The organism is Micromonospora sp. HM134 (genome assembly GCF_007833915.1).
In the GTDB taxonomy this organism is placed as follows: domain Bacteria; phylum Actinomycetota; class Actinomycetes; order Mycobacteriales; family Micromonosporaceae; genus Micromonospora; species Micromonospora wenchangensis.
This window is the reverse complement of sequence record NZ_CP041061.1, coordinates 5,445,955-5,461,520: the sequence shown is the minus strand read 5'-3', so window position 1 is coordinate 5,461,520 and position 15,566 is coordinate 5,445,955. Positions and strand designations below refer to the sequence as shown.

At 74.8% G+C, this 15,566-nt stretch carries 15 protein-coding genes; 11 read left to right on the top strand and 4 right to left on the bottom strand.

What is annotated here, in order from left to right:
• Positions 1 to 11 precede the first annotated feature (11 nt).
• The 6 genes from FJK98_RS23490 (at position 12) to FJK98_RS23465 (ending at position 7,594) form a co-directional block, all read left to right on the top strand.
• Positions 12 to 2,693: a hypothetical protein gene (locus tag FJK98_RS23490; protein WP_145920936.1), complete on the top strand. Its 2,682-nt coding sequence runs from the start codon at positions 12 to 14 to the stop codon at positions 2,691 to 2,693.
• Between the two features lie 81 nt (positions 2,694 to 2,774).
• Entirely contained in the window at positions 2,775 to 5,423 is a 2,649-nt protein-coding gene (locus tag FJK98_RS23485) for an FtsK/SpoIIIE domain-containing protein (RefSeq protein WP_240762296.1), read from the top strand.
• Positions 5,424 to 6,092 carry a hypothetical protein gene (locus FJK98_RS23480; protein ID WP_145920935.1) on the top strand — a complete coding sequence of 223 codons (669 nt, stop codon included), beginning with the start codon at positions 5,424 to 5,426 and terminating at the stop codon, positions 6,090 to 6,092.
• A gap of 174 nt (positions 6,093 to 6,266) precedes the next feature.
• Positions 6,267 to 6,530 carry a DUF6244 family protein gene (locus FJK98_RS23475; protein ID WP_145920934.1) on the top strand — a complete coding sequence of 88 codons (264 nt, stop codon included), beginning with the start codon at positions 6,267 to 6,269 and terminating at the stop codon, positions 6,528 to 6,530.
• 129 nt (positions 6,531 to 6,659) lie between these two features.
• Positions 6,660 to 7,094 carry a hypothetical protein gene (locus tag FJK98_RS23470; protein WP_145920933.1) on the top strand — a complete coding sequence of 145 codons (435 nt, stop codon included), beginning with the start codon at positions 6,660 to 6,662 and terminating at the stop codon, positions 7,092 to 7,094.
• Positions 7,095 to 7,285: 191 nt separating this feature from the next.
• Positions 7,286 to 7,594: a DUF6204 family protein gene (locus tag FJK98_RS23465; RefSeq protein WP_205789173.1), complete on the top strand. Its 309-nt coding sequence runs from the start codon at positions 7,286 to 7,288 to the stop codon at positions 7,592 to 7,594.
• 265 nt (positions 7,595 to 7,859) lie between these two features.
• Here FJK98_RS23465 and FJK98_RS23460 read toward each other — a convergent pair whose 3' ends face one another.
• Positions 7,860 to 8,075, bottom strand: a complete 216-nt coding sequence (locus FJK98_RS23460; RefSeq protein ID WP_205789171.1) for an AlpA family transcriptional regulator — start codon at positions 8,073 to 8,075, stop codon at positions 7,860 to 7,862.
• A 79-nt stretch (positions 8,076 to 8,154) separates the two neighbouring features.
• Here FJK98_RS23460 and FJK98_RS23455 point away from each other — a divergent pair, with 79 nt between their 5' ends.
• Genes FJK98_RS23455 through FJK98_RS23445 form a run of 3 tightly spaced genes read left to right on the top strand, consistent with a single transcriptional unit; the run spans position 8,155 to position 10,190 of the window.
• Positions 8,155 to 8,346 (top strand): hypothetical protein, encoded by a 192-nt coding sequence (locus FJK98_RS23455; RefSeq protein WP_145920931.1) that lies wholly within the window; start codon positions 8,155 to 8,157, stop codon positions 8,344 to 8,346.
• The gene (locus FJK98_RS23450; protein WP_205789169.1) at positions 8,343 to 8,666 is read left to right on the top strand and encodes a hypothetical protein; all 324 of its coding nucleotides are present in this window, start codon (positions 8,343 to 8,345) and stop codon (positions 8,664 to 8,666) included. Before FJK98_RS23455 ends, FJK98_RS23450 begins: the two co-directional genes overlap by 4 nt.
• Before the next feature lie 39 nt (positions 8,667 to 8,705).
• The gene (locus FJK98_RS23445) at positions 8,706 to 10,190 is read left to right on the top strand and encodes a DUF3237 family protein (protein WP_145920930.1); all 1,485 of its coding nucleotides are present in this window, start codon (positions 8,706 to 8,708) and stop codon (positions 10,188 to 10,190) included.
• Positions 10,191 to 10,281: 91 nt separating this feature from the next.
• On the opposite strand, the gene FJK98_RS23440 is transcribed toward FJK98_RS23445, so the two are convergent.
• Together FJK98_RS23440 and FJK98_RS34590 are read right to left on the bottom strand one after the other, a co-directional pair.
• Positions 10,282 to 11,232, bottom strand: a complete 951-nt coding sequence (locus tag FJK98_RS23440) for an FAD-dependent oxidoreductase (protein WP_145920929.1) — start codon at positions 11,230 to 11,232, stop codon at positions 10,282 to 10,284.
• A gap of 240 nt (positions 11,233 to 11,472) precedes the next feature.
• Entirely contained in the window at positions 11,473 to 11,598 is a 126-nt protein-coding gene (locus FJK98_RS34590) for a hypothetical protein (RefSeq protein WP_255470032.1), read from the bottom strand.
• Positions 11,599 to 11,630: 32 nt separating this feature from the next.
• On the opposite strand from FJK98_RS34590, the gene FJK98_RS23435 reads away from it, so the two are divergent.
• Complete coding sequence (locus tag FJK98_RS23435) at positions 11,631 to 13,970, top strand: M48 family metalloprotease (protein ID WP_145920928.1); 2,340 nt, start codon at positions 11,631 to 11,633, stop codon at positions 13,968 to 13,970.
• Positions 13,960 to 14,415 (top strand): hypothetical protein, encoded by a 456-nt coding sequence (locus FJK98_RS23430; protein WP_145920927.1) that lies wholly within the window; start codon positions 13,960 to 13,962, stop codon positions 14,413 to 14,415. The genes FJK98_RS23435 and FJK98_RS23430 overlap by 11 nt, the downstream gene beginning before the upstream one ends.
• 267 nt (positions 14,416 to 14,682) lie before the next feature.
• Here FJK98_RS23430 and FJK98_RS23425 read toward each other — a convergent pair whose 3' ends face one another.
• Positions 14,683 to 15,549 carry an aldo/keto reductase gene (locus tag FJK98_RS23425; RefSeq protein WP_145920926.1) on the bottom strand — a complete coding sequence of 289 codons (867 nt, stop codon included), beginning with the start codon at positions 15,547 to 15,549 and terminating at the stop codon, positions 14,683 to 14,685.
• Positions 15,550 to 15,566 lie beyond the last annotated feature (17 nt).

The window sequence follows — 15,566 nt, the reverse complement described above, 5'->3', positions numbered from 1 at the left end:
GAGGTGCCCGTATGCGCGAACCGGTGACCCCGCCGCCGCCCCGGCCACCCACCGTGGACGGCCCCCCGGTCGGCGGCACCGAACTGCTCGCCCTGCTCACCCGGCTGCTGCGCCGGCCGCGTCGGGGCGACCGCCGGCTGCCGGTGCTCTGGCTGGTCCGGGCCGCCACCGGCGGCGACCCGGGGGCCCTGCTGCGCCGCTTCGTCGGGCGGGGCGCGGGTCGCCGGGTCCCGCACGCCGTTCTCGACCTGGCCGCCCGCCCCGACCTCGCCGACGTCCCGGCGGTGCTGCGCGAACTGCACCGGCAGTTGTCGCTGGAGGCGTTCGGGGCGGCCCGGCTGCGGTTCCGGCACTACCCGCTCGCCGACTGGCTGATGCAGCAGACCCTCGACGTGGGCGTCGACGCCGCCGACAGCGGCCGGGCCACCCTGGTCCGCCGGCTGCGCGACTGGCGGGGCCGGCGTCCCGTCGAGGAGCCGCAGGTCAGCGGGGAGTCGGGGGTCGGCACGGCGCTCCAGGTGCTGCTCTGGCTGCTGCGCCGGGCGGTGCCCAGCGCGGTGTTCCGGATCGCCGTCTCCGGCCGGGTGCCGGTCGTCGGCGGCCACTACCGGTGGTTCATGCGGCAGCAGTACCTGGCCCCCCGCCAGTCGGTGACCTTCCTCGGGTTCGCCGAACGGCTCACCGCCGGCTGGCGCGACGGCGAACAACCCGCCCAGGTGGACAAGCTGCTGCTGCACGCGTTCCTGGAGGACCTGCGGCAGGCGTACCGGCGACGGGTGTGGCGGCCCGGGGACTGGCGGCGTACCGCGTACCCGGTGCTGCTGCTCGACGGGGTGGACGTCGACGGCGTCGGGCACACCCTGGTCCGGCTGCTCACCGACGTACGCAACGAGACCGGCCGCAACGATCCGCTGCTGGTGGTGGCGCTGGCCACCGCGCCGCCGCCGGAACTGCCCGGCACCCGCCCGCTGCGCGAGGCGGACGACGCCTGCGACGAGTGGGCCGAGGCGCTGCCCGAGACCCGGCGGCTGCGGCGGGCGGCCGCCTGGCTGGTGGCGCTGCGCCCGGACGACGAGGACGCCACCCCGCCACCGGGCGTCGTCCCGCCCGCGCTGGTCGCCCCCGACCCGCCGTGGTGGGCACGGCGGTTCCTGCCGGCGGCGGTGGCCGTGGTCCTGCTGGCCGGCGTCGGCGTGTGGGCGGACAGCCGGTGGACGCTGGACTGCCATCCGACGCCGACCGGCCAGGTGCGGGTGCGGGTGATCGCCGGGGAGTGCGTCGGCTACAGCGACACCGCCGCCCAGGTGTTCAACGCCGAACCCGGCCAGGACCGGCTGCGGTCGGTGCAGCGGCGGATCTTCGCGCAGAACCGGGCCGCCGAGGAGGTGTGGCGGCGCAGCGACCGGCGTCGGCCCTACCTCACCCTGGTCTACCTGGGCACCCTCACCGGCAACCGGACGCGCGCCGACGAGGAGTCCTACGTCTCCGAACGCGAGGAACTGGAGGGCCTGGCCACCGCCCAGTACGCCCTGCTCAAGGAGTCCGCGGCGGCCGACGGCGCGGCCCTGCTGCACGTGGTGGTCGCCAACGGGGGCCGGCAGATGCGCCACGCCGGGCCGGCGGTGGCCATGCTGGAACTGCTGGCCCACGACGACCCGACCGTGCTCGGGGTGGTCGGGCTGGTGGAGAGCCGCACCAGCACCGCCGCGGCGGTGCGGGAACTCAACCGGGTCGGCCTGCCGGTGCTCGCCCCCACCCTGTCGGCCGACCGGATGGACCAGAACTCCAGCCTCTACCTCCAGATCTCCGCGCCCAACGCGGCGCAGGCCGCGATGATCGAGACGTACGCCCGGCAGGTGCTGCGGGTGACCGAGGCGCACGCCTACTACACCACCGGCGAGGACAGCTCGCTCACCGAGGACCTCTACGTCGGCACCCTGGTCGACGGGCTGCGCCAGCGGTTCGGCAGCCGGCTCACCCGGCTCGACGAGTGGCGTACCGGGCGACGGTTGACCGCCGAGTGCGGCTACCGGGGGGTGCTGCTGTTCGCCGGGCGCTGGTCGGAGTTCGACGGGTTCCTGCGGGCGTTGAAGGAGTGCGGCAACGATCCGCCCCGGCACCTCATCGCCGACGACTCGGTCAACCGCTACATGGCCAACCCGGGGCTGCGGGCCAGTGCCCCGGGCAACCTGCCGGTGACGTACGTGTCGAAGGCGGCGCTGGCGACCTGCGCCGCGCTGCGGGCCGCGCAGGCCGCCCGGGACGACGCCCGGGGCAGCTTCCTGACCTGGGTCGGCGCCGACGACCTGCTCGACCCGCCGCGCTGCCGCGACGGTGTCGGCGCACCCGTCGGCGAGCGGGTCAGCCTCGCCTACGACGCGGCGATGATGATGGTGCGGGCACTGGAGAGCCTCGCCGCCCGGCTGCGGCACGCCGACACCGGCCGGCGCTGGGAGCCCCGCTCGGTCAACCCGGTCGGCGTGCACGCCGAGGTGCTGCGGCAGAACGCCGCCGTCGGCTACCCGGGGGTCGCCGGGGTGATCCGGTACGCCCCCGACTCGGGCGAGCCGGTCGCCAAGCGGCTGGCGTTGCTGCGGGTGGCGTGGGTGCCGGACGTGGCCGCCGAGCCGGTCGAGGTGTTCCACTGTGGTGCGGCCGACAGCGGACCGGACCCGGGCTGCCGACCCGTCTGACCCGTGGGCGGGTCGTGCGTCCGGACCCGCCGGGGCGCTAGGGTTCCCTCGATTCGTCCGCACGTGGGTGGGGAGCAGTGGGTGGGCAGGCTCGCATCGGCGTACGGGCAGGCGGTCGCCGCGCACCGGCAGGCCCGGCAGCGGTGGACGGCAGCCCGTGCCCTGCTGGACCGGCTGGCCGGGCAGCCCGTCCCGGAGCGCACCGCCGACCTGGTCGCCCGGCTGGCCCGGCTGGCCGACGCGCTGGCCGCCCCGCCGCCCGGCAGCACCGACCGGGCCGGCGCGACGGCCCCCGGCGGACCTGCACCCACCGGACCGGCACCCGGCCCCGTCGCCGGGGCACCCGGTGGCCCGCCGCCGGGACACGTCGTCGTGTCGCCGGGCGGTCCGGCCCGGGGCCACCGTGCGGCGTCCCCCGGCGACGGCCCGGCGGCGGTGCGCATCGGTGAGGCGTCCACGGCGGACGGTCGGTTCCCGCTGCTGCTGCCGCTGGGTGCCGGCCGGCACCTGGCGGTCGACGGGGACGCCCGTGATCCCCGGGTGGCGGTGCTGCTGCGGGTGCTGGTGCTGCGGCTGCTCACCACGGCCGCCCCGGGCAGCGTGCGGGTGGTCGGTATCGACCCGGCCGCCTGGGGGGCCACCTTCATCCCGCTGCGTCCGCTGCGCGACGCCGGGGTACTCGGTAGCGTCGCCACCACCGAGGCCGAGATCGGCGCGCTGCTGGACGCCGCCGAGGCGCACGCCCGCGCGGGGGAGGCCGAACTGTTGCTGGTGGTGGCCGCGTCCGCGCCCGGCCCGCGCGAGCTGGCCCGGCTCGCCGCGCTCACCCACGCCGGGCCGACCGCCGGGGTGTGCGTGCTGTTCGCCGGGCGCGCGGTGACCACGCCCGGCCAGGCCCCACCCACGCTGGGCGGCACCACCGAGGTACGTCTCGACGAACGGTACGCCCGCGTCGGCGACCCGCCCGGCTACCCGTTCAGCGCCGACGGCACCGGCCTGCCCGTGCCGGTGCTGCTCGACGGTGACCCGCCCGCCGCCGCCGTCCAGGCGCTGGCCGACCGGCTGGGCGCGCAGGTGCGCCGGGACACCGCCCTGCACCTGGCCGACCTGCTGCCCGAGCGGCGCTGGACCGGCTCCGCGCGGGGCGGCCTGACGACGGTGGTCGGCCGCTCCGGGCGTACCCCGGTCAGTCTGGCCTTCGACGACGCGACGCCGCACTGGCTGGTCGGTGGCCGCACCGGCGCGGGCAAGACGGTCTTCCTGCTCGACGTGCTCTACGGCCTGGCGGCCCGCTACTCCCCGGCCGAGCTGCACCTGTGGCTGCTCGACTTCAAGGAGGGGGTGAGCTTCACCGAGTTCGTCCCCACCGACCGTGACCCGTCGTTCCTGCCGCACGCGCGGGCCGTCGGCGTCGAGTCCGACCGGGAGTACGGCCTGGCCGTGCTCCGCGAACTGCGCCGGGAGCTGGGCCGGCGGGCCGGGCTGTTCAAGCGGCACGGGGTGACCAAGCTCGCCGACCTGCCGGACACCGAACCGGTGCCCCGCACGGTCGCCGTGATCGACGAGTTCCACGTGCTGTTCGCCGGCAACGACCGGCTGGCCCGGGAAGCTGTCGACCTGCTGGAGGAGCTGGCCCGCAAGGGCCGCTCGTACGGCGTACACCTGGTGTTGGCCAGTCAGAGCACCAGCGGCGTGGAAGCCCTGTACGGCCGGGCCGAGTCCCTGTTCGGGCAGTTCGCGCTGCGGGTGGCGCTACCCGGCGGTGAGGCGGTGCTCGGCCCCCGGGCGACCGTCGCCGGCCCCACCCGGATCGGCACGGCGCTGGTCAACACCGCCGCCGGGGCGACCGGCGCGGACATCCTGCTGCGGTTCCCCGACGCGCACGCCGACACCCGCCAGCTCGCCCGGCTGCGCTACGAGCTGTGGGACGCGCGCCCCGACGACACCGGCCCACCCGAGGTCTTCCGGGGCTACGCCACCGCCCACCTGGAGGACGAGCCGACCCCTGCCGCCACCCGCCGGCCGGCGGTGCTGGTGGGCCGGACGGTCGACGTGGCCGGCAGCACCGCCCGGTTCGACCTGGACGCCTCCCCCGGCCGGCACCTGGCCGTGGTGGGCACCTCGACCACCGGCGCGCACGTGCTACGGGCCGCCGCGCTGAGCCTGGCCGGCCAGCACCGGCCCGGGGAGGCCGAGTTCGTGCTGGCCACGCTGGTGGCCGCCGCCGACGAACTGGCCGACGACACGGCCGCCGGGCTGAAGGCCGCCGGGCACCCGGTTACCCAGGTCGACGCGGCCGGGCTGCGCACCCGCATCGCCGGGCTGGCCGCAGGCGGCGGGGAGCGCGGCCGGACGTACCTGGTGGTCTTCGGGGTGGACGCGGCCCACGCGGTGCTCGCCGCCGCCGACCCCGACACCTACCGGACCGGCCACGACGACCTGCGGGCGCTGCTGCGGGCGGGGCCGGGGCGCGGGGTGCACCTGCTCGGCTGGTGGCGGGGCCTGCGCCGGCTCGCCGACGACCTCGGCGGCAGCCAGAACCGCGACGACGTGGCCTGCCTGGTGGCGCTGAACGTGCCCGCCGACGACCTCGGGCTGCACCTCGGGGTGACCGACCTGGTGTGGACCCCCCGCCCCAACCGGGCCCTGCTGGTCGACCGGCACGCCCCGCGCACCGCGCTGATCGTGCCGTTCGTCCGCCCCGGGTACCACCCCGACGAGGAGCACTGAGTGGCCGGCTACGACGAGTACGCGGCGGCCGTCCGGCAGCTCTCCGCCCGGATCAGGGAGGGGGAGCGCGGTGCCGTCGCCGAGGCGGAACGCCGCCGTACCCTGCACGCCGGGGTGACCCAGCTCGGTCAGCGGCTGGCCGAGCTGGAAGAGCGCCTCGCCCAGCTCGCCGCCGCCCCCGGCCTGCCCGCCGTGCCCGGCCCGGACACGGCCCCCGGGGCCGACACGGGTCCGGGCGGGTCCGGGGTGGACGGCGATCCGGCGGTGGTGCTGGCGGAGGCCGGGCGGCTGGTCGACGAGGCCGACCGGCTGGGCCAGCAGGCCGAGGCGCTGGCCCGGCGGCCCGCTCTGCTGCCCACCTGGTCGCCGACCGCCCGCGCGGTCGCCGTCTACGTCGGCTGTGCCGCCGTCGGGGCGCTGGTCACGCTGGTGCTGGTGACCGCCAACAACGTCGGCGTGGTCGACGGTGTCACCCTAAGCGCGCTGATGTGCGCGGGGCTGCCGCTGATCTCCTTCGTGGCCGGCTGGCTGGTCCTCGGCCAGTGGGGACGGCCGGCCCTGGCCACCACCGACCCGCCGCGGTACGCCCCGCTCGGTTTCGTGATCTGCGCGCTGGCGATGCCGCTGACCTACTGCGTCACCGTGACGCTGTCCTTTTGGAGCCGCTGACGCGTGATCGACCTGTCCGCGTGATCCCCTCATATGGGCCGATGATGCGGGGTCCGGCCCGGTCCGATGCCGCTACATCGGCCCACATGAGGCGGACGCGGGGTGGCTGCGTCCGGTGGTCGCCTCGTAGGCTCGCGGTGACCGTGGGAGGGCGACAGGGGCGGGGGAGTGCGGGTGAGTGCGGCGGAGATGATCGCGAAGCTGGCCGTGGCCGCGCAGAAGCTGGACGAGGCGCGGGCCAAGACGGCGTCGGCCGTCCAGGACGCCGCCGAGGCGCGGGCCCTGGTCGCCGGGGCGTTGCAGGGCGTCGCCGCCGGCCCGCTGATCGGCATGATCGACAACTACCGGCAGGCGCTCGACCAGGCCGTCCAGGCTGGCCAGCCGGCCCGGCAGCAGGTCGAGGAAACGATCGCCAAGGTACGCGCGCTGGGCAACTGAGCGGGAACCCGGTGACCCGGCATTCCGGGCGGATGCGTGGTGGCGGCCCATCACACATCGGTCCCGGCCCGTGCCGGTGCCGCCGGTCGACCGGAGGGACAGGATGGACGTGACGATCGAGGTGGCGCAGTGACGGTGGTGAATGGGCGCGACGGCGGCGACCTGGACGGGTTCCACGTCGGGCGGGTGCCGGAGGATGCCGGGGAACTGGTGTCGGACTTCGCCTCCGAGTGGGAGGACGTCAGCTTCGCCACCCGGGTCTGGGAACGGGCCGTCGACGACGGCTACCGGGTGGACCTGCGGGTGCACGTCCTGCGCGGCGAACCTCTGACCACGCTGGTGCGCCTGCGCGAGTTCCTGGCCGGTTACCACGAGCGGGATTCCGCCGAGTGGCCGCTGGCGGAGTTCGCCCGTGGCGGGGATGTCGGGCTGGCCGGCGGGGGTGAGGCGTTCTGGCTCGTCCGGCCGGGCCTCGCGGTCGACGTGCTGGTGGACCTCGACCGGTTCGACGCGGAAACCGCGATCGAGGTGGCCGGCTCCGTCAGGGAGTTGCCCGCCGCCTGACCCTGGGAAAAGCCCGGGTGCTCCGGTGACCCTATGGGTAGGGTCGCCGGCAGGTGCCGTGCTGGTCGGCCGGTGGTGTACCGCTCCGTGGCTGCACAACTGGCGGTCGAACCAGCTCGCCCGTCGATGCCGTCGTGTCCCGTCAGAGCCGGAGGTTCCCCACAGTGGCCGGTACGACCTATCAGGTCATCGTGCGCGGCAGGTTCGCGCCGCTCGGTGACGAGCAGCGGGCCGCGCTGCTCGCCAGGGCGGACGAGCATGACGTCTACCAGGCGAAGTTCACCGAGGAAGGCACCGTCACCTACGAGCGGTCCCTGCTCGGGTTCACCTTCCGCTGCCTCGTCCCGGCCACCGGGGAGGACGATGAGGCGGTGGTGATCGGCAGGGCGGAAGCGTCGGCCGCAGCCGCCGTCGCGGAACTCGGCGCGGGCCACCGTGATCTCACGTCGGTGTCGACCGACCTCGCCGACATCAAGATCCGCCACCGGGCGCGCGGGTAAGGGGCTCCCGTCACCGCCGAGCGTCGGCCTTGGCGCTGATCCAATCCGCCCTCCTTCGGGGAGAGTTGTTGTCGTCCTGGGCGCAACAGATCTCCACGAACATGGCCTGCCTGTCGGTGCCACCACATTCATGATTCGCGCTACAGCCTCGGCCGCCACGGTCAGCGCGTGTCGTCGTGACGTCCTCGCCCCGCTACGCCGACGCGCTCGTGGTGCGCAGAACTCCGGACTGGTTCGTGGCTGCCGGCGTGTTCGGGGTGGTCGCTTACTCCGGGGTGTCGTCCTCGGTGGGGCGCGGGGGCCGGTGATTGGTGATCCACTCTTCGACGTCCTCGGCCAGCCACACCTTCATGCCGCGTAGCTCCTGGTAGGGCCTCGGGAAGGTGGGATGCCGGGTGAGCTGCTGGAACCGCTGCCGCGAGACACCCATCCGCTGGGCGATCTCGTAGGGACCCATCAGCAGCACCGGGTCACGACTCATGTCGCCGAGCGTAGTGATTCGCTGACTTTCCGATCGGCTATTGCCAGCTGACTGAACCTCCACCGGGGACCGTGTCGGTATGTCACGGCGAGTGTCCTACCACGAGCATCTGCTCGCCACGGCGATGACGTTGGCGCGGCGGCACCGGCCGGCGTGGTCGTGGCGGCGGTGGCGGTTCGTCTGCCGGTGCGGCAACGAACTGCCCTGTCGCTACCGGCACCGCATCCCGATCAACCGGCGGCACTGGCCGAGCCAGGACGGGCCGCGATGATCGAGCTACGGGCCGGGGCGCTGGTCCAGGTGACGCGGAAAGCGAGCCCGCAGTTCGTCAAGCCGATCCTGTTCCGCCTGATCCGGGTCCGCACCGAGTGGATCACGTACGACGGTTGGGCCTGGCTCGACGGCTACCAGATCGACGCCAGGGGCGACGCGGTGGCCCGCCGCTCGATCTACGTCCGACCGGCCGGACTTCAACCCGCCCCGCCCGCACCGGGACCCGCCGCACCGCCTCCTGCCCGGCGAAGTCCACCGCGCCAAGCTGATCGACAGGTATCGATTGACAGAAGTTTGTCCGATCGGGACACTCGATGAAACATAACCGTGCGTGCAAGGCCGCTCCGGGAGGACCAGATGAGGCTCGTACACCGGCGGCCCCTGCTCGCGGGAGCGCTCGCCGCCGCCACCCTGGTCGGCGTCGTCGGGGTCGCCACCGCGGCCTCCGCCGCCACCGGCTGCCGGGTGACCTACACGGTCTCCAGCCAGTGGAACGGCGGCTTCGGGGCCAACGTCGCCGTCACCAACCTCGGTGACCCGATCAACGGCTGGCAGCTCACCTGGTCGTTCACTGCCGGGCAGCAGGTCACCCAGTACTGGAACGGCACCGTCAGTCAGAACGGCGGCCGGGTCACCGTCGGCAACACCACCTGGAACGCCGCGCTCGGCACCGGGGGGAGCACGTCGTTCGGCTTCAACGGCTCGTGGAACAACGTCAGCAACCCGGCGCCGACCGACTTCGCGCTCAACGGCACCCCCTGCACCGGCAGCACGACGCCCACCACGCCCACCCCGGGCACCCCGCCCCCCACCACGCCGCCGCCCACCCCGACCACACCACCGCCGACCACCCCACCACCGAGCACCCCACCACCCACCCCGAGCACCACCCCGAGCGGCGCGGAGGCGACCATCGTGCCCGACCCGTCCTGGACCTGCGGCCGGTCCACCGGCCTCGTGCCGCCCACGCGTGGCCGGCTGGTGTTCCGGGCCGCAGCCCAACTCGGCGCGATCCGCGACGTCGGCGTCACCCAGTACGGCCACCGTCGCATCCTCGACATCCGGGGCGGCACGGTCACCGGGGACCGGATCAACGGCAGCATCCTCACCGGCGGCCTCGACCTGGAACTCACCCTCGGCACCGGCGCGACCGAGCTGGAACAGGTCGCCATCCTGCGCACCGGCGACGGCACCCCGATCTACCTGCGCACCTGCGGGGTCGCACCGGCCGGCGACTCCACCGTGCGGATCGTGCCCGACTTCGAGGCCCCGAACTCCAGCCCGTACGCCTGGTTGAACACCGGGACCTACGTCGGCACCCGGACCGTCGACACCACGACGAACACCCTGAACCTGGCCGTGTACGACGTCTCCGGGGTGTCCCCGGCCGACCCGCGCGTGCAACTGCGGGACCCGGCCGGGACGGCCAACCAGTCGTGGGACTGCCTGACCGGCAGCGGCACCCGGGGCGCGGCGGTGTTCACCGAGGCGGTCACGCTCGGGGCCAGCGTCTCGATCGGGGCCAGCAAGCGCGGCACCCGCAACATCATCCCCATCACCGGCGGCACCACCACCGGCCGGGTGGCCGGCTCGGTCCTGCCCGGTGGCGCGGACTACCAGCTCATCGGGTCGACCACCACGTTGGACGCCCGGTACGTCCTGTCCACCACCGACCGGGAGCTGATCCTGGTCCGCAACTGCGGGGCGTTCGGCCGGCTGGTGCCGACGTTCGAGGCCCGCGCCGCCGGCCCGTACGCCTTCCTCAACGCGAACACCTGGCTGAGTTCCGACCCGGGTTCCGCCCCGGGCGGCGTGAGCATCACCTTCTACGAACGCCGATGACGCTCCGGGAGGGTGCCCGCCCCTCCGCCCCGGCACCCGGCCCCGCCCACGGTCCCGGTGGGTCGGGGCCGGGGCGCGTCCGTCCGTCCGGTCAGCCGTCCAGCGCCAGCCCGGCCACCTCGTCGGCGCAGCCCCAGGACAGGGTCACCCCGGCGCCCCCGTGGCCGTACGTGTGCACCAGCCGCTGCCCCGGGGCCGGCCCGGCCTGCACCGCGACCCGGGGCCCGCCGTGCCGTGCCGGCCGCAACCCGACCCGCACCCCGAGCACGGGGGCGTCGGCCAACTCCGGCACCAGCGCCACGCACCGGGCCCGGATCGCCGCCGAGGTGGCCCGGTCGGGTCCGGTGTCCCACCGGTCCGGTTCGGCGGTGCCGCCGAGCACCACGTCGTGCCGGCGCGGGTGCACGTAGGTGATGCCGGCCGGGTTCTCCTCGTCGCGCACCGAGATGGTCAGGCCCGGGTTCGCCACCAGCACCAGCCGCCCGCGTACCGGATGCACCGCCGGGTCGTCGGCGAGCCGGCCGGCGGCCAGTCCGGTGGCGTTGACCACCGTCGGGGCCAGCGCGAAGCCGTCGTCGAGCCGGGTCAGCCGGCCGGCCACGATCCGCCCGCCGGCCGTCGTGAACCGGTCGGCCAGCCAGTCCAGGTACGGCGACATCTCCACCGTCGGGGCGGTGAACCGCAACTGGGTCGCGTACGGCCCGGAGCCGGGGTGGGCGACCAGGTCACCGACCGCCGCCGCCCACCACGGCGGGCCGGTCCACGGGCGGCGCAGCAGCATCCGGGTCGGCCGGGCCACCACCCCGGGCACCCCGGCGTCGGCCTGCCGGCCCAGTTCCGCGTACGTCCCGGTGGCCCAGCGCAGCACCCGGGGGTCGGCGTCGGTGTGGCTGGGGTACCAGACGGCGGCGGCGACCGCCGACACGGTGTCGCCGGGCGGGTCGGCGGTCAGCAGGGTCACCCGCGCGCCGCGCTCCCGCAGCCGTACCGCCGCCGTCAGACCGATGATCCCGCCCCCGACCACCAGCACGTCCATGTCCATCGTCGACCTCCCGGTCGGTGCCGCCCGCGGGCACGGGTGGCCGGACCTGGATCGTCTCCCCGACCGGCCCGCCGGGGCCACGACAGAAATGGCACCGGGAACCGTCGACGGACAGATATCCGACACTTATTCGGAAAGCCGATCTCCGCTGGGAAATGGGATCGCGGACGGCATTCGTCATCGGTAATGTCCAGCCGCGTCGAATTCCGCCATCCGCGGAGTCGACCGACAGCGTTGGTGTCATTCGTCGCCGGTGGCGACCGGTCCGGCGATCCGCTCGGTCTGCCCGACCCGTTCGGCGTTGCGGCCGTCGGGTCCGCCGCCCGACCGGTCCGCCGGTGGTCCGGTCCGCCGGGCCCCGGTCACGGCCGGCGACATCCGTAGTCGAGGAGCCTCCCGTGCCCGACCTGGACCCCGAGCCGCAACCCGGACCCCGCGCGGCCCAGCCCGGCCCGCCCGCCGACCGGCAGGCCGTACCGCCGGCCGGGACACCCCTGCGCCCGGCGGACGACCCGGCGTCGCCCGGCGGATCGGCGTGGCCCGACGCCGGACCGCCGGCCGCCGCGACGACGCCCACCGGTGCCGCGCAGGCGCAGGAGTCCCCGACCGCCGGGGACCGGTTCGCCCACCGCCCGCCCGGCTACCCGAGCGCCCTGGTCTGGCTGCGCGCCGGCATCGTGCGGGACTGGCGGGGCGTGCTCGGCGCCTTCCTCGCCACCTGGTTCTACGTACCGTTGGCGCTGGTCGCGGCGGTCTGGGGTGGCCTCGCCCTCGGCCTGTACGGGCTGGTCGCCGGGGGTACCCAGTCCGACGAGGCGGTGCCGGCGCTGCTGCGGGACGCGCCGCTGGTCGGGCCGCTGCTGGAGGCCTTCGTGGCGCGTTCCGGCGGGGTGGTCGGCGGGTTCGCCGGGTTCGCGCTCGGCGCCCTGGTCGGTTTCCTGGCCATCCTCGTGCTGCCCTGGCGCAACGCCGTCGACGAACCGGCGAACCTGTTCACCGGCCTGGCCGGGATGGTGATCGCCGCCGGCCTGGTCGGGGTGCTCTACACCGTCGGGCGGGTGCTGCTGGAACCGTGGCTGCTGGGCGTCTCGGGGGCGCGGCAGCTCAGCCGGCGGGAGGCCGAACGGCTGCGTCCGCTGCTGAGCGACTGCGCGGCCCGGCTCGGCCTGCCCGGTGAACCCCGGCTGCTGATCGAGGACGACCCGGTGCTCACCAACGCCCGCGCGTACGCCCGGCACGTCGTGGTGAGCACCGCCGTGCTCGACTGCACCGACGAGGAGATCGCCGCGCTACTCAGCCACGAACTGGTGCACTGGCGCACCGGCGACGAGGTGACCAGCGCGTTCATCCGGGGCGTCGGCCTGCCGCTGGTGCTGGTGCACGCCGTCCCGGCCTGGCTGATGCGGCGGTTCCCGCACCCGGCCACCGACTTCGTGGTGTTCATGTTCTTCTGGCCGGTGCTGCTCACCATGCGGTATGTGGTCCTGCCCTGCCACCGCCGGGACGTCCGGGCCGCCGAGTACCGGGCCGACGCCGGTGCGGTGCTCGCCGGACACCGGGAGGGGATGCGGTCCATGCTGGAGCGGCGACGCTCCTTCGAGACCGGACGCAGCGGCTGGGACGAGGCGGTCTGCGCCACCCACCCCCCGTCGGAGCTGCGCCTGGACCGGCTGGACCGGCCCGTCCCCGACCCCACCACCGACCGCGCGGCCACCGCACGCGGCCTCGACGAGCTGTTCGGCGGTACGACGACAGCGGCGGTCGGCTCCCGTCGCGCCCTGCTGGTCGTCGGCGCGCTGGTGCTGGTGAGCTGCCTGGGCGGGGGGCTGACCACGGCCCAGTGGGCGTTCTTCCGTCCCCAGGCGGCCGTCGGCGACTACTTCGCTGCCCTGGCCGACCACGACGGCCCGGAGGCGCTCGAACAGCTCACCCCCGACGTGCGGGCGGCGCTGGGCGACAGCGGGCAGCTCGCCCGGATGGTGGCGGCGAAGGACTACCGCCCGCCCACCGACGTGTCCGTGACGGGGGTGGAACGCGACGGCGACGAGGCGGTCGCCACGGTCGCCTACACCCTCGCCGGGCAGAAGCTGACCGCCGAGCTGCCGTTGCGCCGCGACGACTCCGCCGTGCTCGGGCTGTTCCACCGCTGGCACATCGACGCCGCCCCGGCGACCCTGACCCTGCCCGGCGGCCCGGCCCCGCTGACCGTCAACGGGGTGCCCGCGCCCACCGGTGCGGAGGAGGACGGGGTGGCGGTGCCGCTGCTGCCCGGGGCGTACACGGTCGCGGGGGAGAGCAACGCGCTCAGCGAGACGGCGCCCCGGGTGGTCTACGTCGTACCCGGGCAGCAGAGCGTGAGCGGCGCGGAGCTGACGCCCACCCTGCGGCCCGAGGCGCAGGCGGCGGCGGAACAGAGCGTGCGGTCCTACCTGGACGGCTGCGCGGCGCTGACGGTGGCCGCCCCGCAGGGGTGCCCGTTCCGCTACTACACCGGCGGTACGCCGGTGAAGAAGATCGCCTGGAAGATCACCCGGTACCCGACGATCGAGCTGACCCTGACCGGCCCGACCACCGCCCGGGTCTCCACCTCGTACGAGTCGCAGGGGTCGGCGCAGGCCACCGGCAGCACCGTCGGCTACTTCGGGACCACCCCGTTCATCGAGAACGAGACGTTCGGGGTCAGCGGCGTGCTGTCGGTGGTCGACGGCACGCTGACGTTCCAACCCGGTGACGACTGAGCCGCCCGGCGGCCGGACCGCACCGTGGGCGACGACAGAGATGGAGATCGAGATGACCGCGCCCCGCTCCACCGCCCCGGCCCGGCTGGTGCTGGCCCCGCGCGCCGCCGGCCCGCAGCGGATGACGCTGCTGGCCTGGCTGCACCGCGACCCGCGCTACCGGGCCCTGGTCCGCGACGCCGGGCAGAGCGGCGGTGGCCGGGCCGGCTTCAGTGACGCGGTGATCATCGCGGTGGTCGCCCAGGGGCTGCTGCCCGGCCTGTTCAACCTGGTGCAGAGCTGGGTGGACCAGCAGCGGACCGAGGTGAGCATCCGGCTCCAGGTCGGCGACTCCGAGGTGGAGATCCAGGTCAACGGCCGCACCGACGCGGCGAAGCTGCTCGACGAGGCCCAGCGGGCCCTGCGCCCGACCGACCCCGGCAACGAGATCACCCCCGGCGGCTGACCGCCGCCACCCGGCCCCCACGCCACCCGGCCCGTCGGGGCTCAACAACGGGGGCGAGGTAGCGGTATCCGCAGCTCGGGATGCCGCTACCTCGCCCCCGTGGTACGCCGGGCGCTGCGGAGAGGCATAAGGGTTGTTCGACCTGTTGCCGGCAGGCACGACACGCCGGGGCGGCGGGCGATGCCCGTGATCCCCGACGGGCCGCCACGGTGACCCGGTATGCGTGGTGGCGCGGGCGACGCCGTCATCTCCGGCGGGCTGGGCCCGTCAGGCGGCCTTGGCCAGGGCCTCGTACTCCTCGTCGGTGAGCTGCACCTCGGCGGCGGCCACGTTCTCCTCCAGGTGACCGACCGAGGACGTACCCGGGATGGGCAGCATGACCGGCGAGCGGCGCAACAGCCAGGCGAGCGCGAGCTGGGCGGGCGTCGCGTCGTGGCCGGTGGAGATGGCGTCCAGCGGGCCGCCCGGCTTGGCCAGGTTGCCGGTGGCGATCGGGAACCACGGGATGAACGCCAGGTCGTTGCGCTCGCAGTGGTCCAGGACGTCCTCGGCGTTGCGGTCGGCCAGGTTGTAGAGGTTCTGCACCGACACGATCGGAGTGATCTTCTGGGCCGCCTCGATCTGCGCGACGGTCACCTCGGACAGCCCGATGTGCCGGATCTTGCCCTCCTGCTTGAGCAGGGCCAACTCGCCGAGCTGGTCCTCCAGCGGCACCTTCGCGTCGATCCGGTGCAACTGGTACAGGCCGATGGACTCCAGGCCCAGGTGTCGCAGGCTCAGCTCGCACTGCTGACGCAGGTACTCCGGCCGCCCCACCGGCCGCCAGTCGCCCGGCCCGGAGCGGGTCAGGCCGGCCTTCGTCGCGATGACCAGGTCGTCGGCGTACGGGTGCAGCGCCTCCCTGATCAGCAGCTCGGAGACGAACGGCCCGTACGAGTCGGCGGTGTCGATGAACGTGACGCCCAGCTCGTACGCCCGGCGCAGCACCCGGACCGCCTCGGCCGGGTCCTTCGGGTCGCCCCACACCCCCGGCCCGGTGATCTGCATGGCCCCGTAGCCGAGCCGGTCGACCTGGAGGTCGCCGCCGATCCGGTAGGTGCCCGACGCCTTCGCGGGCTGACTGCTGGACCCCATGTGCCGTACCCCGATCC

What these genes read in the sequence shown, in the direction of transcription:
- FJK98_RS23490 (WP_145920936.1), top strand. Translation starts at nt 12, where the DNA reads ATGCGCGAACCGGTGACCCCGCCGCCGCCCCGGCCACCCACCGTGGAC.
- FJK98_RS23460 (WP_205789171.1), bottom strand. Translation starts at nt 8,075, where the DNA reads ATGAGTCGTGACCCGGTGCTGCTGATGGGTCCCTACGAGATCGCCCAG.
- FJK98_RS23455 (WP_145920931.1), top strand. Translation starts at nt 8,155, where the DNA reads ATGTCACGGCGAGTGTCCTACCACGAGCATCTGCTCGCCACGGCGATG.
- FJK98_RS23450 (WP_205789169.1), top strand. Translation starts at nt 8,343, where the DNA reads ATGATCGAGCTACGGGCCGGGGCGCTGGTCCAGGTGACGCGGAAAGCG.
- FJK98_RS23445 (WP_145920930.1), top strand. Translation starts at nt 8,706, where the DNA reads ATGAGGCTCGTACACCGGCGGCCCCTGCTCGCGGGAGCGCTCGCCGCC.
- FJK98_RS23440 (WP_145920929.1), bottom strand. Translation starts at nt 11,232, where the DNA reads ATGGACATGGACGTGCTGGTGGTCGGGGGCGGGATCATCGGTCTGACG.
- FJK98_RS23425 (WP_145920926.1), bottom strand. Translation starts at nt 15,549, where the DNA reads ATGGGGTCCAGCAGTCAGCCCGCGAAGGCGTCGGGCACCTACCGGATC.